Origin of the sequence: Bacillus sp. FSL M8-0277, from assembly GCF_037975305.1 — a bacterium.
In the GTDB taxonomy this organism is placed as follows: domain Bacteria; phylum Bacillota; class Bacilli; order Bacillales; family Bacillaceae; genus Bacillus; species Bacillus pumilus.
In genome coordinates this window covers 179,518-201,760 of the sequence record NZ_CP150255.1, presented here as the reverse complement: position 1 = coordinate 201,760, position 22,243 = coordinate 179,518, and the positions used below count along the sequence as shown (strand labels likewise).

The 22,243-nt window shown below is 41.5% G+C and carries 20 protein-coding genes, 5 tRNA genes and 1 pseudogene; 4 read left to right on the top strand and 22 right to left on the bottom strand.

The window, feature by feature from the left end; translation table 11 throughout:
* From skfF to MKZ05_RS01115, 10 genes and pseudogenes are all read right to left on the bottom strand, one after another.
* Positions 1–1,422: a sporulation killing factor system integral membrane protein gene (gene skfF, locus MKZ05_RS01160; protein ID WP_339160997.1), complete on the bottom strand. Its 1,422-nt coding sequence runs from the start codon at positions 1,420–1,422 to the stop codon at positions 1–3.
* The gene (locus MKZ05_RS01155) at positions 1,415–2,137 is read right to left on the bottom strand and encodes an ABC transporter ATP-binding protein (protein ID WP_050943432.1); all 723 of its coding nucleotides are present in this window, start codon (positions 2,135–2,137) and stop codon (positions 1,415–1,417) included. Before MKZ05_RS01155 ends, skfF begins: the two co-directional genes overlap by 8 nt.
* 199 nt (positions 2,138–2,336) lie before the next feature.
* On the bottom strand, positions 2,337–2,726 hold the full coding sequence (locus tag MKZ05_RS01150; protein ID WP_339160995.1) for a RidA family protein: 390 nt from the start codon (positions 2,724–2,726) through the stop codon (positions 2,337–2,339).
* Between the two features lie 115 nt (positions 2,727–2,841).
* Positions 2,842–3,606: an ABC transporter permease subunit gene (locus tag MKZ05_RS01145; protein ID WP_339160991.1), complete on the bottom strand. Its 765-nt coding sequence runs from the start codon at positions 3,604–3,606 to the stop codon at positions 2,842–2,844.
* Entirely contained in the window at positions 3,603–4,520 is a 918-nt protein-coding gene (locus tag MKZ05_RS01140) for an ABC transporter ATP-binding protein (RefSeq protein WP_339160988.1), read from the bottom strand. Before MKZ05_RS01140 ends, MKZ05_RS01145 begins: the two co-directional genes overlap by 4 nt.
* 14 nt (positions 4,521–4,534) lie before the next feature.
* Positions 4,535–4,726, bottom strand: coding sequence for a PLD nuclease N-terminal domain-containing protein (locus MKZ05_RS01135; RefSeq protein WP_003217265.1), 192 nt, complete (start codon positions 4,724–4,726; stop codon positions 4,535–4,537).
* A gap of 165 nt (positions 4,727–4,891) precedes the next feature.
* A complete protein-coding gene (locus MKZ05_RS01130; RefSeq protein WP_034324064.1) occupies positions 4,892–5,248 on the bottom strand; it encodes a DUF2200 domain-containing protein in 357 nt (118 codons plus the stop codon).
* Positions 5,235–5,594 carry a hypothetical protein gene (locus tag MKZ05_RS01125; RefSeq protein ID WP_339160985.1) on the bottom strand — a complete coding sequence of 120 codons (360 nt, stop codon included), beginning with the start codon at positions 5,592–5,594 and terminating at the stop codon, positions 5,235–5,237. The genes MKZ05_RS01130 and MKZ05_RS01125 overlap by 14 nt, the downstream gene beginning before the upstream one ends.
* Before the next feature lie 336 nt (positions 5,595–5,930).
* Positions 5,931–6,140, bottom strand: a pseudogene (locus MKZ05_RS01120) (pentapeptide repeat-containing protein); the annotation flags it as partial.
* Positions 6,141–6,547: 407 nt separating this feature from the next.
* Positions 6,548–7,348, bottom strand: coding sequence for an RNA polymerase sigma factor (locus MKZ05_RS01115; protein WP_051691170.1), 801 nt, complete (start codon positions 7,346–7,348; stop codon positions 6,548–6,550).
* Positions 7,349–7,620: 272 nt separating this feature from the next.
* Between MKZ05_RS01115 and MKZ05_RS01110 the strand changes: the two genes are divergently transcribed.
* Positions 7,621–8,361 carry an MBL fold metallo-hydrolase gene (locus MKZ05_RS01110; RefSeq protein ID WP_034324059.1) on the top strand — a complete coding sequence of 247 codons (741 nt, stop codon included), beginning with the start codon at positions 7,621–7,623 and terminating at the stop codon, positions 8,359–8,361.
* A 1,448-nt stretch (positions 8,362–9,809) separates the two neighbouring features.
* Here the strand turns inward: MKZ05_RS01110 and glmS are convergent.
* From glmS to MKZ05_RS01050, 12 genes are all read right to left on the bottom strand, one after another.
* Positions 9,810–11,612 (bottom strand): glutamine--fructose-6-phosphate transaminase (isomerizing), encoded by a 1,803-nt coding sequence (gene glmS / locus MKZ05_RS01105; protein WP_339160982.1) that lies wholly within the window; start codon positions 11,610–11,612, stop codon positions 9,810–9,812.
* Between the two features lie 572 nt (positions 11,613–12,184).
* A complete protein-coding gene (gene glmM / locus MKZ05_RS01100; protein ID WP_044139154.1) occupies positions 12,185–13,531 on the bottom strand; it encodes a phosphoglucosamine mutase in 1,347 nt (448 codons plus the stop codon).
* A 25-nt stretch (positions 13,532–13,556) separates the two neighbouring features.
* A complete protein-coding gene (locus tag MKZ05_RS01095) occupies positions 13,557–14,966 on the bottom strand; it encodes a YbbR-like domain-containing protein (RefSeq protein ID WP_137055135.1) in 1,410 nt (469 codons plus the stop codon).
* Entirely contained in the window at positions 14,959–15,780 is an 822-nt protein-coding gene (gene cdaA / locus MKZ05_RS01090; RefSeq protein ID WP_003217057.1) for a diadenylate cyclase CdaA, read from the bottom strand. The genes MKZ05_RS01095 and cdaA overlap by 8 nt, the downstream gene beginning before the upstream one ends.
* A gap of 216 nt (positions 15,781–15,996) precedes the next feature.
* The gene (rsiW, locus tag MKZ05_RS01085; RefSeq protein ID WP_034664492.1) at positions 15,997–16,623 is read right to left on the bottom strand and encodes an anti-sigma-W factor RsiW; all 627 of its coding nucleotides are present in this window, start codon (positions 16,621–16,623) and stop codon (positions 15,997–15,999) included.
* Between the two features lie 14 nt (positions 16,624–16,637).
* The gene (sigW, locus tag MKZ05_RS01080; protein ID WP_034664426.1) at positions 16,638–17,201 is read right to left on the bottom strand and encodes an RNA polymerase sigma factor SigW; all 564 of its coding nucleotides are present in this window, start codon (positions 17,199–17,201) and stop codon (positions 16,638–16,640) included.
* A gap of 183 nt (positions 17,202–17,384) precedes the next feature.
* Positions 17,385–18,296, bottom strand: a complete 912-nt coding sequence (rocF, locus tag MKZ05_RS01075) for an arginase (protein WP_044139152.1) — start codon at positions 18,294–18,296, stop codon at positions 17,385–17,387.
* 135 nt (positions 18,297–18,431) lie between these two features.
* Positions 18,432–18,503: transfer RNA gene (locus MKZ05_RS01070), tRNA-Gln, on the bottom strand.
* 4 nt (positions 18,504–18,507) lie between these two features.
* Positions 18,508–18,592, bottom strand: a tRNA-Tyr gene (locus MKZ05_RS01065).
* Positions 18,593–18,620: 28 nt separating this feature from the next.
* A tRNA-Thr gene (locus MKZ05_RS01060) sits at positions 18,621–18,693 on the bottom strand.
* A gap of 3 nt (positions 18,694–18,696) precedes the next feature.
* A tRNA-Val gene (locus tag MKZ05_RS01055) sits at positions 18,697–18,772 on the bottom strand.
* Positions 18,773–18,779: 7 nt separating this feature from the next.
* Positions 18,780–18,854: transfer RNA gene (locus MKZ05_RS01050), tRNA-Glu, on the bottom strand.
* Positions 18,855–19,075: 221 nt separating this feature from the next.
* On the opposite strand from MKZ05_RS01050, the gene murQ reads away from it, so the two are divergent.
* From murQ to MKZ05_RS01035, 3 genes are read left to right on the top strand one after another with little or no spacing between them, the layout of a single operon-like run.
* A complete protein-coding gene (gene murQ / locus MKZ05_RS01045; RefSeq protein WP_226804580.1) occupies positions 19,076–19,987 on the top strand; it encodes an N-acetylmuramic acid 6-phosphate etherase in 912 nt (303 codons plus the stop codon).
* Positions 19,988–20,001: 14 nt separating this feature from the next.
* On the top strand, positions 20,002–20,871 hold the full coding sequence (locus tag MKZ05_RS01040) for a MurR/RpiR family transcriptional regulator (RefSeq protein ID WP_050943449.1): 870 nt from the start codon (positions 20,002–20,004) through the stop codon (positions 20,869–20,871).
* The gene (locus MKZ05_RS01035; protein WP_050943451.1) at positions 20,868–22,241 is read left to right on the top strand and encodes a PTS transporter subunit EIIC; all 1,374 of its coding nucleotides are present in this window, start codon (positions 20,868–20,870) and stop codon (positions 22,239–22,241) included. The genes MKZ05_RS01040 and MKZ05_RS01035 overlap by 4 nt, the downstream gene beginning before the upstream one ends.
* The last annotated feature ends 2 nt before the right edge of the window (positions 22,242–22,243 follow it).

Sequence of the window (22,243 nt, the reverse complement as noted above, 5' to 3'; positions counted from 1 at the left end):
TTAATGAACCGCACGGTATCGATAACAAAGCACATAAAATCCTGCTCCAGCCACTAGGGATACAATTGTTGTCAACAAGCCATCAGTGATTAGATGAATGCTAATCATAACCATAGCACTAATCACAGACGCAAATAGCAATGATCGATAATAGGCGGCCAAAGCAAAACTCCTTTCTCGTCTCAGGGGCTGCATAAAGGCAAAGAGCCGTATGGCCAAAAACCATATATAAACTCCTCCACCAAATAAGGTCCAATACAATACATCCTGAATCTCAATTAAATAAAGAGAAATCAAGTAGAACGCATACAGCCAAAAGGTTTGAAACACTTCTAACAGGATGATTTTTTGATATAAAGCACCTGGAAAAAGATAGAGCACTCCTGTTTGTGCGTGTCTTACAATCCCAGCATAATATGAACTAAAAAGAACGGATGAAGCGATGACGATTAAGAATAGATTCAGCCAATCAGAAAAATAAGTAAGGACGACATAGTAAGTACCAATTAACAGCATGGTAGATAACAAATGAAAGGCCGCATACTTTTTTAGCAGCAATAATTCAATCCAAAGAAAAGCCCAGCTACCCGTTAATGACGGAAGCCCCCACCATGTCTTGCCCTTTTTTTGAACGATTGGACTTGATTGAATGTGTTTCCCCTCAAATTCTTCCCAAAATACTGCCTCCTTGACTAAAGACTCCTTCATCTCTAAACGATGACTAGCCTTGTACATCATCATGAAAGATAGGAACATTACTCCAATAAAGATGAAGAAAGAAAGAATGGAGAACTCTTCAATCATACGTCCAGCTTGAAACATCAAAGAATCAGCCATTTTCATCAAGAAGAGCTGTTTCATCATGAATTGATTCAAAACAAGCAGTGCAAAGAAGCAAAACATCAATACAAAACTAAGTATGAACAGGCGCTTATATACTCGAATGGTTCTAGCACAAGACATCGCAATCATCCAAGTTTCAACCAAACATAACAGCCCTGTGAGAATGAGTGATCTTCCAAGGAGAAACGGGTACTGCTGCGTCATAAAAAACAGAAGTAAATCCGCAGCCAAAGCAGAGACAATAAGAAGAGCCCCTCGCCAAAAAATGTGATATAACCATACACTGATGACAACTGTCCATAGAGAAGCGCCATTTCCATATAACCAAATGATATCGTTCATTTGACTAGGCAGCCGATTTGTAAACAAGCCAAACCCCGTATAGAGAACAAACAAACAGACAATGATCCACCCAGCTGCAACCGCATTCCAATCACCCATACTTGAAACTGCGCTTAGCTGAAAACCAATTGCCGCAATGAAAAGAAGTAAGATCAGAAAAGGCATTTTCTTTTCTTGATTTTTACTGATCAAGCGCCTTTGAGATTTCATCCATAAAAGGGAGAGTGTGTTATTCACTTGACCACTCCCCCAGAAGTTGAATGACTTCTGCCCTCCACTCACTCTGTTCTTCCTTTAATTGAGGAACATCCATATTCTTCATGATGGCACCGTCTCGAATCAATACCACCCTACTGGCCGTATCGAGAACGAACTCCAGACTATGAGTCGACACAAAGACCGACCCACCTTGACTGCTTTTTTGTCTCAGCCAATCCGACAGCCACTGTTTTGATGGAATATCTAACCCGACAGTCGGTTCATCTAATATAAAAAGGGAGGCATCTTGAACAATGGCCCCTGCTAAGACGACACGCTGCTTTTGACCTCTTGACAGCCTTCCGCACAGTTCGTTCATCTTTTTTTCCATATGTACTTCTTTCAACGCCCCATATACCTTTTCCTTGATCTGTTTTAAGCCTTTATGATATCCTCGAGCACGGAATTGAACATGTTCAGCAGCCGTTAAGTCTGGATACAAATACGGCTGATCAGGAATAAGAGCTACTTGTTTTTGGACATGGGAATGACCAGGCGGGAAACCCTCAATGAGAATTTCCCCTCCATCTGGTTTATATAGCCCCGTTAAACACCGAATCGTTGTCGTCTTCCCGGCACCATTAGGCCCGAGTAGCGCCACAACCTCACCTGCTTCGATGGAAAATGACAGACCCTCTATCCCATCACCATTGCTATATCGTTTGCTTATATTCTGAACCTCCATGAATGGCATCAAATCTCTCCCTTACTATTAGAGTGATGTATGCTTATCAATGGTGTTTTTTACGATGACATGTAAATGTAATTAGACCCACTCAATATTTACCCTGATATTACCATACAGACAATAACAAAATAAGGGTATAGAGGTAATTTCTTAAAATTTCACAAAACAAAAAAGATTGAGCATCAATCACCCAATCTTTTACCGATTAAATCTCCTGACTCGCCCAAGCATCCACCTCTACCTTAAGATCAGGTGAAGCCAATGCCACCACATAAATCATCGTCATACAAGGCAGATGCTCGCCTAAAAACTGCCCCATGATTCGTTTTCTGCTCTCCGCATCGAACTCTCCTACGAGATAAAATACTAATTTCGTTATGTCTTCTACCGCCATGTCTGCCGCTTCTATGTTTCGCTTCACATTCTCTAATGCTAGTTGGAGCTGCTCTAATGGACTCTCTGGAATTGTTCCATCCGTCTCCATCCCTACTTGACCTGATAGGGTTAACCACCGCTGTGGTCCTGTTGTTTCTATTTGATGAGTATATGGTGCAACTGGCGGGTGAATGGTCTCCGGATTACGTGATGTTCTCATTGATAAAAACCCCTTTTCTGAAAATACAGTCAATTTTTATCATCTTATCAAACTTTCAACGGTATTCAGATTTTTATGCTCATAGTAAACCTGAAGAAACAATCGCAACCGCCTGCTATAATTCTTGTTTTCTAAAAAGAAACCATCCGATGAGAAAAAAGAAACCAATCAATACCGATACACCTAGAAAACTTGTAAGTGCCTGATCCGAATAAGTCCCTCTATGAATCATCTCCTCGGCCGCACTTGTCACGCCTTTAGGCGCAAACTTCCCTAATGTATCCTCATAAAATGAAGGAACGGTAAATAGAATAAGGTTGATCAAAAGCGATACACCGCCAGCTGTGACGGAACGCGTAAAGAATGCCGAAGCACAAATGGTCGATACCACAATCAGCAATAAATTGGGGTAATAAAGAAGCGTTCCTTTTACCACATTGCCCCAATCCACATGCCCAAATTGGATGTCCACATAATAAACGGAGGCAAGCACTGCCACTACCAAACTAAACAAGGTCAAACAAGCATAGGCGCATATTTTCGAGACATAGTAACTCATTCGACTGATCGGTTTCACCATAATCATCGCCGTCACCCCAGAGGCACGCTCTCCTGCGATCGTCCCCATCACGATCATAATGAGAATAAAAACGCCAAGCGAATCGAATTTACTCAACGCACTCGCTAAAGCCTCTCCAGCGCTTGGCTCTGGTATATAAAATGTGGAGCCTTCAGGTAAATTCGCTGATTTCGACAAAAGATCCGGCAGCATTTTGAGTGTAATAGGCTGTGTGATCATTAAAATCGTAAAAATAATCGGCACAAATAACATTTTATAACTAGTGAATAACTCCCTAAATTCCTTTTTAAACATCATCACGCCGTCACAACCTTCATGAAAATATCTTCAAGCGTCAGCTTAGATAGTCGATAATGGAGGAGAACACCGCCAGCTTCAGTGATGAGACGAGGCAGCTCCTTCAATGCCATTTGTTGATCGTTGACTCGCACCTGATAAGCGTCTCCTGTTTCAATGCATTCCTCCACCCAATCCCGCTCCTTTAACAAAGCCACTAGTTTCGTATTCTGTTGTTCTAATTGAAATTCAATCACTGGCTGGATATAGTCTTCTTTGATCTGTTTCATCGAAGAGGACATCTCAATTTTGCCGCTGTTGATCATAATAATATGATCCGCCACACGTTCAATATCATCTAAAATATGGGTCGACATAAAGATCAGCATCTCTTGTTTCAGACGCTCAATCAAAGTCAGGACATCTTTCCTTCCCATTGGATCAAGTGCAGACACAGGCTCATCTAGAATAAGAACCTTCGGGCTGTTGATGAGCGCTTGTGCAATGGCGAGCCTTTGCTTCATCCCTCCGCTATAGCTGCCAATGGAACGATCCTTCGCCTCGTATATGCGGCAAAGCTTCAACAATTCATCTGTTTTGGATCGAATGATGTTTTTCTCTAATTGAAATAACCCACCAACCCAATGCATCCACTCCTGCCCCGTCATATCTTGATAAAATGCAGGCTGTTGCGGACAATAGCCAATCACATGACTGATGTCATCCATGTCCTTCGTCACATCCATACCCGCCACCTTCACGACACCAGACGTAGGACGAGCAAGCCCCGTCAAAATCCGAATCGTCGTTGTCTTCCCCGCACCATTGGCTCCTAAAAAGCCGACACATCCAACCTCCCCAACAGAAAACGAGACATTTTTTAAAACTTCATTCGGGCCATACGATTTCGTCAGCCCGTGACACTCCAACATATTCAAGCGAATCCCCCCTACTAAGATTGTTTACGACCAAAAATGAAATACGCAATAGGACCGGCACTCGCCACAAACACAATCACCAAAGCCCAAACCCACTTCACTTCTCCCCTGATTCTCGACGGATCTCTTTTCAGCAAATCAAACAAACCAATCACCATCAAAATCGCTTGCAGTAAAATAAGAGGTAATATCATTTTCATATCCATCCACGCCACTCCTTTTTCAAACACCAATTTTTTTGATATCACTTCTTTTGACGACATGGAGAGGGAATTCGTTCAAATGGATTTTATTTTTATCGATCGAATGGTCTATAAGATATAAAAAAGCCCAGTGAAGGCACCTTCACTGGGCTTACGTGTTATAGATGTTTATGATGAACCTCGCAAAATCTTTTCCATCTTCTTTCCTTTCGCTAATTCATCAATTAGCTTATCCAGATAACGAATGTTTTTCATGGTTTCTTCCTCAATATCCTCCACTCGAACACCACAGATGACCCCTTTGATTAAACTGCGGGAAGGATGCAGCTCAGGAGCCTCAGAAAAAAAGGTTTCAACGTCTATCTGTTTGTTCAACTGTTCCTGTAACTCTTCTGGACTGTACCCTGTTAACCAACAAATAATCGTATCGACTTCAGCCTTCGTTTTTCCCTTTCTTTCCACCTTTGCGATATAGAGAGGATAGACTTTTGCGAAGCTCATTGTATAGATTTTAGGTTTGTTCATGTGTTTTTCTCTCTTTCTTTGTTAAATATTCAAGCTGTATGGCCTTCTCTACATGCTGCTCTCTTAGTATGCCTATTCTCTTTTTATTACCTGCATCTTTTTTGAAAGATCTATATTTATGAAATTGAACGAAACAGAATCCTAGAAATACACAAATCGGTCCTTCGACGGTAGCAGGACCACCAATCAACAAATAAGAGCTAATAAACAATGCGATATAAACGATGAAGAAAAAAGTAATTCCCCATTTTTCCTTTTTTAAATATTCACTCATAATGACTCCGCTCTCTTGAAGATGTACGATCTTATCGAATCTATCTTTCATTTTAATTAGTTCTTTAGACACAAAAATATCCCTTTAGACAATTATATCTAGTATCAAATGTTGCTTTGGAATAAAGTTTGATTAAAAATACCTCACAAATCCGTATTTTCGGCAAATAAGAAGAATCCATTTTGAAAAAAGTTTGATCAAAATAGATTCCCATCTAGCAAATTTAAGTTTCAGTTTTATAAAAAAGATTGATCATTTTTACCTTTAGTCTTCCACAATTGCGCCCCTTTGCTGAAGATCGTTTCAAAGACGTTATTAAAAGCCCTTTATAGTACAATAAGGGCGTTGAAAAGTTGACTAAAACTGCGTGGTAATCTTTTAGTTTAGACAATGGTTTGGACTTTCTAACTAATCGGAAATTTGGGTTTGATCATCTCCTCTTGCGGAATTGATTTGTGTCTGTGTTAGAAAAGGAGCTTCTTTCAAGTTAGCGCCACTTATCTCTGCGTCTCTTAGGTCAGCTACAATAAAATCAGACCTTCTCAAATTACTATGGCTTAAATTTGCTGCAATCATTAATGTTCCTCTAAAACCTCGGCCTTGTAAGTCCAACCCTTTTAGGTTTGCTTCTACGTAATCTAGATCTTTCTTTACTCTTTTCTTTTTATAAGAAGACTTACTCCATTACATGGTCTGATTGCGCAACAAGAAAAAAAACTGCATTTCATTACCGCAGGATTTTTGATCAAACTTTATTATAAACGATCAGACTTTTATACATGATCGAACTTTATTTCGACGTCACTGGTCATCCGTTTTTCGTTTTCAGCCATAAAATGACCAGCAAATGATCAGCCATGGACATACTGAACCTCATAAACAAAAAAACGTTTCCAAAATTCCCCTGAAGAAACAGTAGATAAAAGATGATATTGTTGCTTCTTTTTACCCACTAAAGAACTTTATTTCAATAAAGCATCAACGAAAAGTGGAATCACAATAACTATTCAGATAACCCCTTTTTATTATGTTGCCAAAAAAAGTTCTTCTTTCAATTGAGTGAAGAAAGCTAGCCATTCTGACCTATAAAATGGTATACAAACTAAATTTCCATCTTTTTTCCTGAGCGTAACAATTACGTATGAAGTTCCGAATCCAACAATTGGTTGAATTGTCATCTTTGGATTAGAACCTGATAGGGTACTTATTTCCACCATACGTGGTTCACCAATTTCTTTCCGGAAAAGATCGACAATCATTTCAGGTTTTCCACTTTGGAATGCGGTAATATACGTTTTGACGTTGTCGTCCTCCGAATAAATAGTAGCTTGATTTCTTACTTGTTTTATTTTCCTTCGGGCCCGATGAAGAACCGCCTTTACGGCCCCCTCAGTTGTCCTCATCATAATTGAAGTTTCTTGCATTGTGTAATTAAATCCATCAACGAGTAACACTGCTATACGCTGTTTTGGCGAAAGTTCCTCCAACAATAATTGCATTCCTTCTATAAGAATATCTGAATTTGTTTTTTTATCGGCTAGTTCTGAAACATCTTTATTAAAGTCTTCGTTAAGCCTTTGTTTCCGGTTTCCATCAATCCATGTATTGCTTGCAATTCGGAACAAATAAGATTTGGAAACTGGATTTAATGTTGTTGAGTAACTTTTATATGCCTTCGTCAATGTATCTTGCATCAGGTCTTCTCCATCCCAAGTCGATTTCATCAGGGAACGGCAATAGTTCTTCAAGTCTTTCATGTAGGGTTTAACGGCATTTTCGAAGTTTTTATTCGCTTCAGTAGTAGCGTTTTGATCAATCGCTCGCATTGAAATCCCTCCTTTATTTTTGCTTTTCATTTATTATAAACGAAATATGAGATCAAAAAGGGACTGCGAATACAAAAAATATCGACATCCCCGTAACTATTTATAACGCTTTTTCGTTTTGTTAATTGAGAGCTGTATTTTTCAAGGCCACCTTATTAAAAATATGGATATCAAATTCATCTTAAACAGGCATTATCCTTATAATTACTGATCCACTAAGTAACCGACCCTCAGAATATTTAACGTATTAAAACTAGAAGGGAGAAAGAAATATGGAAATTTCGAATGGAGTAAAAATGATTGAACTACAGATTGAAGCCTTTGGTGGTCGTCAAGAATTGAATCCTACTCTTATTTGGGATGATGAGACTGCTGTTCTGATTGATACTGGAACACCTGGTCAATTGGAGCAAATACGAACAGCAATGAATGATGCTGGAGTCTCTTTTGAAAAATTAAAAGCTATTATTCTAACACATCAGGACATTGACCATATTGGTAGCCTTCCTGAAATCTTGCAGGAATCTGATTCGCATATTAAAGTTTACGCTCATGAAATTGATAAGCCCTATATTGAGGGTGAATTCCCCCTCTTAAAGGCAAACCTTGAAAGTATGGCTTGGCAATTAGACGGCCTTTCAGATGATAAACGTCGGGTAATAGTGGCTCAAGTTAACAATTCCCCAAGGGCTAAAGTTGACAAAACATTGTTTGGTGGAGAGGATCTCCCATTCTGCGGAGGAATCCACGTTATTTTTACACCCGGGCATACACCCGGGCATATTAGCCTTTATTTGAAGCAAAGCAAAACCCTTGTTGTAGGGGATGCAATGTATAGTGTAGAAGGTGTTTTGCAAGGACCTCATCCACCATCCACTCCGGATATGGATACAGCATTCCGTTCCATAGCAAGCTATTTGGATTTCGATATTGAAAAAGTGATTTGTTACCACGGAGGATTAAGTAAAAATAATGTTAAAGAACAGCTTAAAGGCATAGTTGAAAAGGAGTAACAGCTTAAAGCATTGGAATGGGCTACTAATTTAGCATTCAACCATAAACAGACGAGGGATGTTTATGGTACGTATTTAGTAAAAGTTGCGTTTGGTGTACCTTCTTGTGTTGTATTATTGTTACAGATTATAGAAACTCTTATCGCTTACGGCGGTGACAAAACAAGCGTCCTATGAGATAGCTCCTTTTGTCATTAAATAGAGGATTTCATTAAAAAATGAAATCCTACTGTATACTACCGCCTTAATTTCAGAGCAATTCACATATTGTTTATATCAACTTATTCAGCAATAGTTCTGCTCGGTGTCTACTATTTTTCTTACTATGTTTCATCTTCCTAAAGTTTACGCCCTTATTTTCAAGGTTTTGCAAAAATTGGCTTGACCAAACCCCACTACTATTTACGAGATTTAAAAGTAAACTCTTGTATATATAATTCCATTCTTTAATCTTATTAGATGATAAAATAAGTATGGATAGTGAACGATCTTCACGCTCAATCTCGAATTTCTCTAACACTCGTCCATCTAATAGCTTATGTTTCATCTGATGAGCGTGTGGGAGGGATCATCTGCTAGGGTGAACGTTCAAAGGTCGTTTGATTAGGAAAGTTATACTAATGATGCGGCATCCAGTTCAGAAATTAACATCGTTAGGATTTTTCATCATCGTCGTAACAAGGTTCATGGCCATTAGGGAGAGTCATGAACCTTGTTATTATTTAAGAACAGGGAATACATAGGAAGGGAACCAGTACATTTTCTTATCATTTTGTCATTAATTGGTGAACACTCTTGTTATCCAACAACAAAGTGAATAGTTAAGGTTAGGTCATTTTACTTCTTTGTTCTGTACCTATTAAAGATTCTCACAATCTAGACAAATCTATCTTGACTCTCGCATAGAAAAAGATAGTGGGAACTCTTTTTAAAACACTTATGACTTAAATAGCCCTTTAGACGTATCTCTAAAGGGGTAAAACAGTGCAACTTTTTTATAATCCGTTCATCTTTTTTTAAAATGGTGCAACTTCATTTTAAAGTCACAAATGATTGACCATGTCAAGATGGAAAATATGTTAAAAAGTTGGATTTCAACATGTCTTAATCAATGAATGACAGATCATTAAAGGGTAACAAGGATCGTGAATGGTCATCATTTTATTATTAAAATAGCGATGTGGTGTTTGTCAATTTTATTTCTTGAAAGCACATTCTAAAATCATATTAAAAGTACTAATTCTCATTATCCCCACGAAACGTTAATTTAACAACTGAATATGTTGTTAAACTTTCTTTTTTCTCTAAATTAAACACTGTATAATCCATATCCAAACTTTATCCCAATAGAAAAAAACTGTCAGCGGGTTCTGAGTAAGTAAGTGTTCCCAGGCTGACAGCTCTAACAACTTTATTAACATCAATAAAAGTGAATAATCTATTTAACCCTACTCCACCGTCACACTCTTCGCAAGGTTACGTGGTTTATCCACATCACACCCGCGGTGAAGGGCTGCGTAGTAAGCGATTAGCTGTAATGGAACAACAGATGCAAGTGGTGCAAGTGCTGGGTGTACAGCTGGAAGGACGAAACGGTCGCCTTCGTCTTCTAGGCCTTTTAGTGAAATGACACATGGGTTTGCACCACGTGCAACGACTTCTTTGACGTTACCGCGAATGCTGAGGTTCACGTGCTCTTGCGTTGCAAGGGCAATGACCGGAGTGCCTTCTTCAATTAAAGCAATCGTGCCGTGTTTGAGTTCTCCACCAGCAAAGCCTTCTGCTTGGATGTAAGAGATCTCTTTTAGTTTGAGTGAACCTTCAAGGCACACATAGTAATCAAGTCCTCTTCCGATAAAGAATGCGTTACGTGTCACTGTGAAGAAGTCACGAGCGATTTGTTCCATTTCATCCTTTTGATCGACAAGGGCTTCCATTGCGTTTGCTACAATCCCAAGCTCTTTCACAAGATCAAAGTCAAGACATTGACCATTTAATTCAGCTGCAACAGATGCAAGGATCGCAAGAACAGCGATTTGCGCTGTGTAAGCTTTTGTTGAAGCCACTGCGATTTCTGGTCCTGCATGAAGAAGCAATGTGAAATCCGCTTCACGAGAAAGCGTAGATCCTGGTACGTTTGTGATTGTTAATGCTTTATGACCAAGCTCTTTGACTTGAACAAGTACAGCACGGCTGTCCGCAGTCTCCCCAGATTGAGAAAGGAAGATGAACAACGGTTTTTTCGATAGAAGCGGCATGTTGTAAGAGAATTCACTTGCTACATGGACTTCTACAGGTACTTTTGCCCAGTCTTCAATATATTGTTTACCAACAAGTCCTGCATGATAGCTCGTTCCACAAGCCACGATGTAAATGCGGTCTGCTTCTGCTACTGCGCTTGCGATATCGCCAGCGACTGACAGCTTGCCGTTTTCGTCTTGATATTCTTGGATGATTTTGCGCATGACAAGCGGCTGCTCATCCGTTTCTTTTAACATGTAGTGAGGATATGTGCCTTTCTCGATGTCGCTTGCATCTAGCTCAGCGATATAAGAAGGACGTGTCATGATATCACCGTCAAGGTTTTTGATGATCACCTCGTCTTTTGTGACAATGACCATTTCTTTATCCATTAATTCCGCATATTCGTTTGTTACTTGAAGCATCGCCATTGCGTCAGAAGCGACAACGTTGAAATCTTCTCCGAAACCAACCAATAATGGGCTTTTGTTTTTCGCCACATAGATTGTTTCTTTGTTTTCGTTATCGAAAAGGGCAATTGCGTAAGAGCCTTTTAGTTGAAGAAGCGTTTGACGGAAAGCTTCCTCTGTATCAAGACCTCTGTTCACAAATTGTTCGATGACTTGAACAACAACCTCTGTATCTGTGTCGCTTTTTAGTGTGACGTCTTGTAAATATTCGCGTGTCAATTGTACATAGTTCTCGATGACACCGTTATGAACAAGCGTAAAACGGCCAGAAGCACTTTGATGTGGATGCGCATTTAGATGGCTTGGTACACCGTGTGTTGCCCAGCGTGTATGTCCGATTCCAGCTGAAGATGCTACGTTTGCATCAACAACTTCACGAAGCTCAGCGATACGTCCTTTTTCTTTGAACACATGCACGCCTTCTTCGTTTGCCACAGCGATACCTGCTGAGTCATACCCGCGGTACTCAAGCTTCTCTAAACCTTTTAATAAGATTTCCTTCGCATCATTCTGACCAATATAACCTACGATTCCACACATAAATATTCTTCCTCCCGATCATGTGAAAGGGACAAAGAAAGCCTACTACAATAGAAGGGACATTTCTTCGTCCCTCTCTACATGTTTAATTTGGGAGATCATGTGTATTCCCTTTGTACAAAGAGTCACCTCTTTGCTTTAAAGAAACACTTACGGCTGTGATCTCTTTTTTGATCAGCCGGGAGGCATCCGCCGAAAATTCGATAACCTCCATCCTCGTCAACTAAGCATCTTTCGTCCGATCGCTTAGTTCGGGCGCTATAATTATAAGAGAGTTTCTGAACATCTACCCTGCCTTTCCTGATAGAATAAAAATCCAGTAACACAAGGATGATTGTACTATAAGGTCTGACCTCCGTCAATCACAATTTAGCGGGTGATCCCTTTCAAGAAAGTAAGACCTCCATACACTATATGCGATGAGGCTTGTCACGTTCTACCTTTGATGTGCTCTCCTATGTATGAAGACAACAGTTAATTGCCCTCGCGTATAAGATTCGTACAAATCCATCCATTTATGACGTTTATTCGAAAAAAAGCAAACCGCTACTAGCGATTTGCTTTGCTATCTATTACTCAATACCCATTTCTTCCTTCACAACAGCGGTAATTCTAGTCACATATTCATCACATAGCTCTTTTGTTTTCGCCTCTGCCATGACACGTACAAGCGGCTCTGTTCCAGATGGACGAACAAGAATACGGCCGTCACCATTCATCTCTTTTTCAACCTCTTGAATTACTGCTTTTACTTTTTCATTTTCTTCTACTTTATATTTATCAGACACTTTCACATTCACTAGAAGCTGCGGGAATTTCTCCATTTCAGCTGCAAGCTCTGACAATGTTTTTCCTGTTGCTTTGAGTGTGTTGACAAGCATGATTGCAGAAAGCATGCCATCACCTGTCGTATTGTAATCAAGGAAAATCAAGTGGCCTGATTGCTCACCGCCGACATTATACCCATCCTTTTTCATCGCTTCAACCACATAGCGGTCACCAACAGCGGTTTGGATGCTCTTAATGCCTTGTTTCTCGAGCGCTTTATAGAAACCTAGGTTACTCATGACCGTAGACACGACGGTGTCATCCTTTAATCGGCCTTCGCCCTTCAAATAACGTGCACATATGTACATAATTTGATCGCCGTCTACAATATCACCTTTTTCATCGACAGCAATCAGACGGTCACCGTCACCATCAAACGCAAGACCAATATCTGCACCCTTCTCCTTCATAAAAGCAGAAAGCGCCTCTGGATGAGTTGAGCCTACACCATCATTGATATTCAATCCGTTTGGTGATGTTCCCATTGTGGACACATCCGCATCTAAATCTGCAAATAAATGTGTCGCTAGAGAAGAGGTTGCACCGTGTGCACAGTCAAGCGCCACGTGAATACCTGTGAAATCCTCGTCTGCTGTCTGCTTCAAGAATTGCAAGTATTTCTGACCGCCTTCAAAGTAGTCATTTACTGTTCCAAGATCCGCTCCAACTGGGCGTGGCAATTGATCGACCGGCTGATCCATCAGCTGCTCAATTTCATTCTCCTGTTCATCAGACAGCTTAAAGCCGTCACCGCCGAAGAATTTAATTCCGTTATCTTGAACTGGATTGTGAGAAGCAGAGATCATGACACCCGCTTCTGCGTCCATTGCTTTCGTTAAATAAGACACTCCAGGTGTTGAGATCACACCCAGACGCATTACTTCAGCCCCAATTGAAAGTAAGCCTGCAACGAGCGCTCCTTCTAACATATGACCGGATACACGTGTGTCTCGCCCAACGAGTACCTTTGGACGTTCTTTATCCTTCGTGAGCACATAGCCGCCAAATCTCCCAATTTTAAATGCGAGCTCTGGCGTTAATTCGCTATTCGCCACACCCCTTACACCATCAGTTCCAAAGTACTTGCCCATGTTTCAATCGCTCCTTTTTTACCATTCAAGAGGACGCTTCGTCCTCTTTTTTATCTTCTTTGATCCGCTGTCTTTGACTTGATTCTTTCTTTGCTTTATCTTGCGTGGATTCTTCTTTGCTTTTCTCTTCCTGATCATCGTCATCAGAAGATGGCTTCTTCTGATCATTTGTAGACGCTGGCTGATCTTCTGTCTCAGTAGAAGTCAATTTCACTTTGACCTTTGATCTCGATAATGTCCACGTCACATTTTGAGGACCGTTCACTTGAATTGTGACCTCATGTGTTCCTTCGTTCAAGTCCCCGACATTGATATAGGCTTCAACATCTGAAGCCTTTAGTTTATCAATCGCACTCTTTGATCCCTTTGCTGTTAACGTAAGCCGTCCAGAAGATGGGCTCACAAAATCAGAGGTGAGATCCTTGCTCAGACCTACGACAGAAATTGGTACATTATCGATCTTTTTTTCTTGAGCTGTAGCAACCTTCACTTTGATCTTCACCGTTTCGGGTGATACCTTTTTCACACCATCTGGCAGGGGAATATCGGCATCAATCTCCGTATCATCTTTGATCTTGCTTAGGTCCAGCTTGACGCCATCAATAAAATCAAGCGAATCCAGCACTTTTTGAGAGCCGTACACTGTGACCTCACTCGGGCTTGTCTCAATACTTGAGATACTGATCCCATCCGGCAAACTGCCAGTCCGCTCTATTTTAAACGGAACCTTTTTGCTTGGACTTGAGATGGGAACTGTAATATTCACAACAGACGGACTCAATTCGACTGGCAGCTCATTCCCACTGCTATCATACACAGTGAGCTTCGCTTCCTTTTCAATTTGCTGATCGACATCCTCTAGGTTCACAAATGCTTTAATGACAGAAATTTTGTCGATCACGTCTTTTGAACCTGTGACTGTGACTTTTTTCGGATTCACAATAGGCTGTTCAGGTGAATAGCCGTCTTTGATTTTATTTTGATTATAAAATTCGGTTTCAACAGGAAATTCTGCTGTTGTTTTTTCTTGTATCGTCACCGTCGTCACAGATGGGTTGATCGATAGCGTGAGTCCCTTTGATACATCTCTTGCCTTCAGCTCCACTTTATGAGTACCTGTGGATAAATTCTGCATATCTGCATATATTTCAAAGTTCTTTGTTTGTCTTGCTGTTTTCACAGCACTCGTTGACCCTTTAATCGTCACATTGACTGTTTGCGGCACACCAGTGACGACGTACTTCTCGTCATCATAATACGCTTTAACAGGAATATCGGTTAAGGTCGCTTCATCTGTCGTCGATGTTGGGAAAAAGGATTCACCGATTTTTTTCGGCGTGGGCGCTTGCGCTGAATTGACTGCACCATACAGCAATAAAGCGAAGACCAATGCAAAAAGCTTTACGGCCCAGCGATTATTCAAAATCTTATCCATTTTTCTTGCCCCTCCAATACCATTTGGTCGAGGAAGCATCTTTGCTGTTCTTACTAAATTCAGCAATCAGCATTTCTTCAAGCGCTTCTTCTGTCAATTCTCGGTGGAGATCACCATTTCTCGCGACAGAAATGCCGCCTGTCTCCTCAGAAACGATGACGGTCAAGCTGTCTGTCACTTCGCTAATTCCGACTGCCGCCCGGTGACGCGTCCCTAGTTCCTTAGAGATAAAAGGACTTTCTGACAGCGGTAAATAACAAGCCGCAGCTGCAATCTCATCACGCTTCATAATGACAGCACCGTCATGAAGCGGTGTATTTGGAATGAAAATATTAATGAGCAGCTCTGAACTCACCTTTGCATTCAAAGGAATTCCAGTCTCTATGTAATCATTCATCCCAGTATCACGCTCAATTGTCAGCAGCGCGCCGATTCTGCGTTTTGCCATATAGTTAATTGCTTTTGTAATTGCCTCGATCGTTTTCTGCTGCTGTTCCTCTACAGGTGTCCCGCTTCTTGAGAAGAAACGGCCGCGCCCAAGCTGCTCAAGCGCTCTCCTTAGCTCTGGCTGAAAAATAATAATGATCGCAAGGAATCCCCACGTAATCGCTTGATCCATCAGCCATTGAAGTGTGTTAAGACCGAGATACGCACTTCCCATCCTGACGAGAACAATGACCACAATTCCCTTTAAAAGCTGAACCGCTTTTGTTCCGCGGATGACCATCATTAATTTATATATCACATACCAAACAACGAGAATATCAACAGCATTACCGAGGTACTGCAAAATAGGAATATCCCCTAAAGCCATTTCCTCGTCCTCCAGAATTTTCAGTTATTCTTCGTTTGATGCATTTTTGATAAAAAAAGAGCCTATGTGTAAATACATAGCGTGGCTATTATATCACATTTTGTTTCAGCAAGGAAAACAGTTGCCATATATGGCTGGCCTGCTAGCTCGCATACATTCTGACCTATAATATAGAAAAAGAGCAGCTCCTAAAGAGACTGCTCTCGACCCGTATAATTACTTTTGCTCCTCTGGTCCAATGACCCGCATCACATTTTGTGCTGTAGATTTCATTTTGTACCAAATCCAATCAAACACTTCATTAATTTCATTAATTTGACCAGTGACTTGTCCGGCAGAAGCAGTCAGCTGTTCCCCATTGACGACGGTGACATTTCCATCAACCTTGCCTTCTACAATCAACTTGCCATTTTTGACAGTGACATCACCTTTTACGGTTTCCCCTTTAGGTACGGTCACTGTATCATTTACAACGACGAGATTCGGCTGCTTCGACACACTGAAATTATGATCCGTATTCCAGCTTGTAAACAGACTGCCTCCCATCAAAATGAGAAAGAGGGCAGCGGCCACCATCAGCGGATGAGCTTTGATCCATCTTTGAACCGACACACGCTTTTTTTCCTTTGGAAGACCTGCCATCACCTTTGCAGTGAAATCAGTCGGTGCTTCTATATGAGATGTACTCTGCACAAGCGCGATGGATTTCTCAATTTGTTGAAAATGAGTACGGCACTCCTCACACGATTGCAGATGGCTTTTTAATTCTTTTTCGTCTTGGGGCTCAATGTCCCCGTCTAAATACTGATGCATAAGCAGGACGATTTTTTCCTGACAGCTCATCAAAATCACCTCACTCAAAGGTCTCTCAACTGTTTCCGGAGAGCCTCTCTACCCCTGTGTATTCTCGTTTTCACCGTACCAACAGGTATATTTAGAATCTCACTAATTTCTTTTAACGAGAGTTCATCAATATACTTTAATACGATGACCGAACGATATTTATCGGGTAATCTTAGAATTTTTTGCTGAATGGTACTCGATAATTCAAGAGACACCACCTCTTCCTCTGGCAAAATGCCATCAGCAGCAATTTGAGAATACATATTCAATCCTTCTGTTCCTGCCACCTCTGCATCTAAATAATAATCCGGCTTTTTTTTGCGAATACGATCGATGGTCAGGTTGGTTGCAATGCGGTACAGCCACGTAGAAAACTTACGATTCACATCAAAGCTTTCAATATTCACATAGGCACGAATAAACGCCTCCTGTGCAATATCCTCTGCTTCGTGTGCATTCCCAAGCATACGGTAGCACAGCTGATAAATTTTGTCTTTATACAGGTCTACGATGTCTGCAAATGCGTTCTGGTCGCCTTTTTTCACTTGCTTAATTCTCTTTTTAATCATTGTGTCCATAGTATATTCAACCTCTGCCTTCACCGGTCTTTATGTATACGAACCTCTTTCCAAAAGGTTTCATTCTCCTCTAAAAAATAGTGTAACAAATTTTTGACAGCGTGTTACGCATATCCACTGGTAAAAACCTTAATATATCCTTAAATTTTCCGAAAATAAAAAAGAACGGGAACAAATCCCGCTCTACAATAGCTTTTCGCCCATTAACGATCCAATTAATGCAACAGCTGCTTCGGCTGTTTTATTTTTTTCATCCAAAACCGGGTTCACCTCAACAAATTCAGCTGAAGTCAAAATACCGGCTTCTTCTAAAAGCTCCATAGCAAGATGACTCTCCCGGTAGCTAATGCCGCCTGCCACAGGAGTTCCTACACCAGGACACTCGGCTGGATCTAATCCATCTAAATCAAGCGACAGGTGGACACCATCTGTTCTTTCCTTTAAATATGAAATGGCTTCCTCCATCACCCTTGTCATTCCTAAACGATCTATTTCATGCATCGTATACACTTTAATGCCTTTCTCTCTTATCAATGCCCGCTCTCCTTCATCTAAGGATCGAGCACCAATTAAAACAACATTCTCTGGCTTCAATTTTGGAGAATAGCCGCCAATATTCGTTAAATCCGCATGGCCAAGGCCAAGACTGACTGCAAGCGGCATACCATGTATATTTCCAGAAGGAGAGGTTTCCTCTGTATTTAAATCACCGTGTGCATCATACCAAATGACACCTAAGTTTTCATAGTGCTTCGATACCCCCGCAAGTGTGCCAATGGCAATGCTGTGATCACCGCCTAAAATGAGCGGGAATGAGCCTGATTGCACAATACTGTCAACCTTCTCAGCCAGCAGCTGATTCGCACCAGCATTCTCCGTTAAATTCTTTAGCTTTTCACTTGTATATAAACCCTTTTCATCATCTCTTTGTTCAACCGGGATATCCCCGAGATCCTCCACATCAAATGAAAGCGATTCCAATTTTTCTTTTACGCCTGCACACCGAATCGCACTTGGTCCCATATCGACGCCCCTTCTCATTTGACCCAAATCCATCGGAACCCCGACAAGCGTGACCTTCTTTTGATCTCCCATATGTACATCCCCTTTCCGTTCATGCTTATATTTTACTTTCTCGGTGCCTTCTGACTCAACTCAACAATATTTTGAATAGTTATACATTCCGCCTGCCAACATAAAAAAGACACCTTTTTGAAAAAGGTGTCTTAACTGGGCTAGCTGGATTCGAACCAACGCATGACGGAGTCAAAGTCCGTTGCCTTACCGCTTGGCTATAGCCCAAGAATGGTGGAGGGGGGCGGATTCGAACCGCCGAACCCGGAGGGAGCGGATTTACAGTCCGCCGCGTTTAGCCACTTCGCTACCCCTCCACATATGAAATTGATAAAGAAAAAACAGTGCCGGCAAGAGGACTTGAACCCCCAACCTACTGATTACAAGTCAGTTGCTCTACCAGTTGAGCTACACCGGCATATGGTGGAGGATGACGGGCTCGAACCGCCGACCCTCTGCTTGTAAGGCAGATGCTCTCCCAGCTGAGCTAATCCTCCACATCAATGGTGACCCGTACGGGATTCGAACCCGTGTTACCGCCGTGAAAGGGCGGTGTCTTAACCGCTTGACCAACGGGCCAATTTGTCAAGTTTGACTGTTTCCGTGAAGCTGACAAAAGTTATTATATACAGGTTGTCCCCCTTTTGTAAAGGGGATTTTTATTTTTTTTATTTTCTAACTATTTACCTTTGATTAGCACCACTTTTTCACTGAAATATAATTTCAGTATTTAAATATAATGTTGAAATTTCATATCATACTGAATATACTGAAAATGAAGAAATAAGGAGGAATGTCGCATGCAGCCATCTCAATTGCGTTCTTTGACAACAGAATCAAGAAATCCTAACACAATGGGAATATCACAAGCAGATCCACTCGAAATGCTCCAAATGATTAATGAAGAAGATATGAAGGTCGCTCAAGCAGTCAACCGTGTCCTACCACATATCAAAACAGCAAGTGACTTCGCCTATGAATCCATCTCAAATGGGGGCAGACTCGTTTATTTAGGGGCCGGGACAAGCGGCAGACTAGGCGTGATGGATGCTGTCGAATGTCCCCCTACCTATAGTGTCTCACCTGATGTGATTGTCGGCATCATGGCAGGCGGAGACTCTGCTTTTTCACATGCTGCCGAAGATGTGGAAGACAGTGAAGAAGCCGGCAAACAGGATTTAGTACACATTCACCTGACATCAAAAGATACAGTCGTCGGTATCGCCGCCAGCGGTAGGACACCCTACATCATCGGCGCTTTAAACTACGCTAAATCCATCGGCGCAAAAACAGTAGCCCTCAGCTGTAATGAACAAGCAAAAATTAGCGAACTGGCAGACTGCGCCATTGAAGTCATTGTAGGACCTGAAGCCATCACCGGGTCAACACGAATGAAAGCCGCATCCGCTCATAAAATGATTTTAAATATGCTTTCCACCTCTGTCATGATCAGACAAGGAAAAGTATATGAAAACCTGATGGTTGATGTAAAAGTCAGCAATCATAAATTAAAAGAACGCGCCATCACCATCATTCAACATGTGACAAACGCTCCCTACGAACAAGCCGTGAAAACGCTTGAAGCGGCAGACTTAGAAGTCAAAACTGCCATCGTCATGCTCCAAACAAACACAGATAAGAAAACAGCCAAGGATTTGCTCAACAAAACGAATGGTCATATCGACAAAGCCATCTCACACCATCAATCCTAAAGGAGGCAGAGCTCATGTCAGCAGGTGGACTCACCCTACTACACACAATGAAAGCAAAGCTCCCCCAATCTGAAAAAATCATTGCAGACTATATCCTTGCCCATCCTGACAAAGTCATTAAAAGCACAGTACATGAGATCAGTCAGGCAGCCGGTGCAAGCAGCTCTGCAGTCATCCGCCTTTGTAAATCTCTCGGTCTAGATGGCTATCACGATTTAAAAATGCGAATCGCTGGAGACTTGATGCATAACGATAAACAAGGCTACCGTGATATCGAACAAGATGAACCAATTCAGTCCATTATTCAAAAAACAGCAGGAAACTCGATTCAATCGATTAAGGATACTGCTTCTATTTTAAATGCAGATGCGTTAGAAAAGGCTGTTCAATTACTGCTGCATGCAAACCAAATCCATTTTATCGGCGTCGGTGCATCTGGCATCGTCGCAGCGGATGCCCAGCAGAAATTTCTCAGAATCAATTATGCAGCGACTGCCTTCACTGACATGCACATCGCATCAACGGTTATCGCAAATGCAGGAAAGAATGACATCGTGTTCGGTATATCCTTTTCAGGAGAAACGTTAGACATCATTCAAGCCCTTCAGCTCGCAAAAGACAATCAAGTCAAAACCATTGCCTTGACGCATCCAGGTCAAACAAGCGTTTCTGCCTTATGTGACGTTCACCTATCGACGTCCGGTTCCAATGAAGCACCTTTTCGCAGTGCAGCCACTTCCTCTAGAATGGCACAGCTCTACTTAATTGATGTCTTGTTCCTCAGCTTAGCTTCCCGTCAATATGAAGAGACAGCGCAATATATTGATAAAACAAGACATGCCATCCGCTCCATGAAACGAAAAACAAAGGGGGATTCAACATGAGTCATCAAACGAAATATCAGCAGTTGGCGAAAGACATTCTTTCTCTCTGTGGTGGTTCTGAAAACATTTCTTCCCATACACATTGTATGACGCGTCTCCGAATTACACCGATTGACAATGAACAAGTTCAGATCAATGCAATCAAAGAACTCGATGGCGTCATTGGAGTCGTCGAGGCAGAAACGCTGCAAATTATCTTAGGTACTGGTGTTGTCAACCAAGTATCAAGTGCATTTGAACAACTGCTAAATGCCTCTGGCTCCTATGATTTAAACAACGAAGCACAAAAAAACAAGCAAGCCATTTCACAAAAGAACCGCACACCGTTCAAGCTGTTCTTACGACGAATTGCCAGCATTTTTATTCCTATCATTCCAGCACTCGTTGCATCAGGTCTTATTACAGGGATTACAAAAGCAATCGTGCAAGCGGGCTGGCTTGATGGAAAGTCTCAAGCAGCGATCATTTTAACCGTTATTGGTTCAGGCTTGTTCGCATATCTCGGTATATTAGTCGGAACAAATGCCGCAAAGGAGTTTGGGGGCTCTCCTGCATTAGGCGCATTAGCTGGTATCCTCATTATTAATCCAGCCTCCGCAGATATTATGCTATTTGGCACAAATATTCTACCAGGCAGAGGCGGTCTCATCGGTGTTCTTCTAGCTGCCATCTTTATGGCGCTTGTGGAAACAAGAATCAGACGCTTCGTCCCGCAATCACTTGATATCATCGTCACACCAACCATCACACTACTCATTACAGGCATTTTTACGTACGTTGTCTTCATGCCAGTCGGCGGATTTATATCTGATGCCATTACCTCAGGATTAACTTATCTATTAAATATGGGCGGAATCTTCGCTGGATTTATTCTTGGTGCGACCTTCCTTCCACTTGTTGTAACAGGACTTCACCAAGGACTGACACCGATTCATATGGAACTCATTAATTCCATAGGAGATGACCCGCTTTTGCCGATTCTCGCTATGGGCGGTGCAGGACAGGTAGGTGCGGCATTCGCCATTTATATGAAGACAAAAAAGAAAAAACTCAAAAGGGCCATCGCAGGTGGACTTCCTTCAGGGATGCTTGGCATTGGTGAACCACTCATTTTCGGTGTCACACTCCCGCTGGGACGACCATTTCTCACCGCTTGTCTTGGCGCTGGAATCGGCGGAGCATTTCAAGCCTACTTCCAAATTGCAACGAAGGCGATTGGTGTATCAGGTCTCCCATTAACCTTTATTGTTCACGCACATCAAATGCTTCTTTACTTAATCGGACTCTTTATTGCATATGTCGCTGGATTTATTTTCACATACTTATTTGGTTTTCATGATGATATGGCTGTTGAATTTGAGGAAAAATAAGC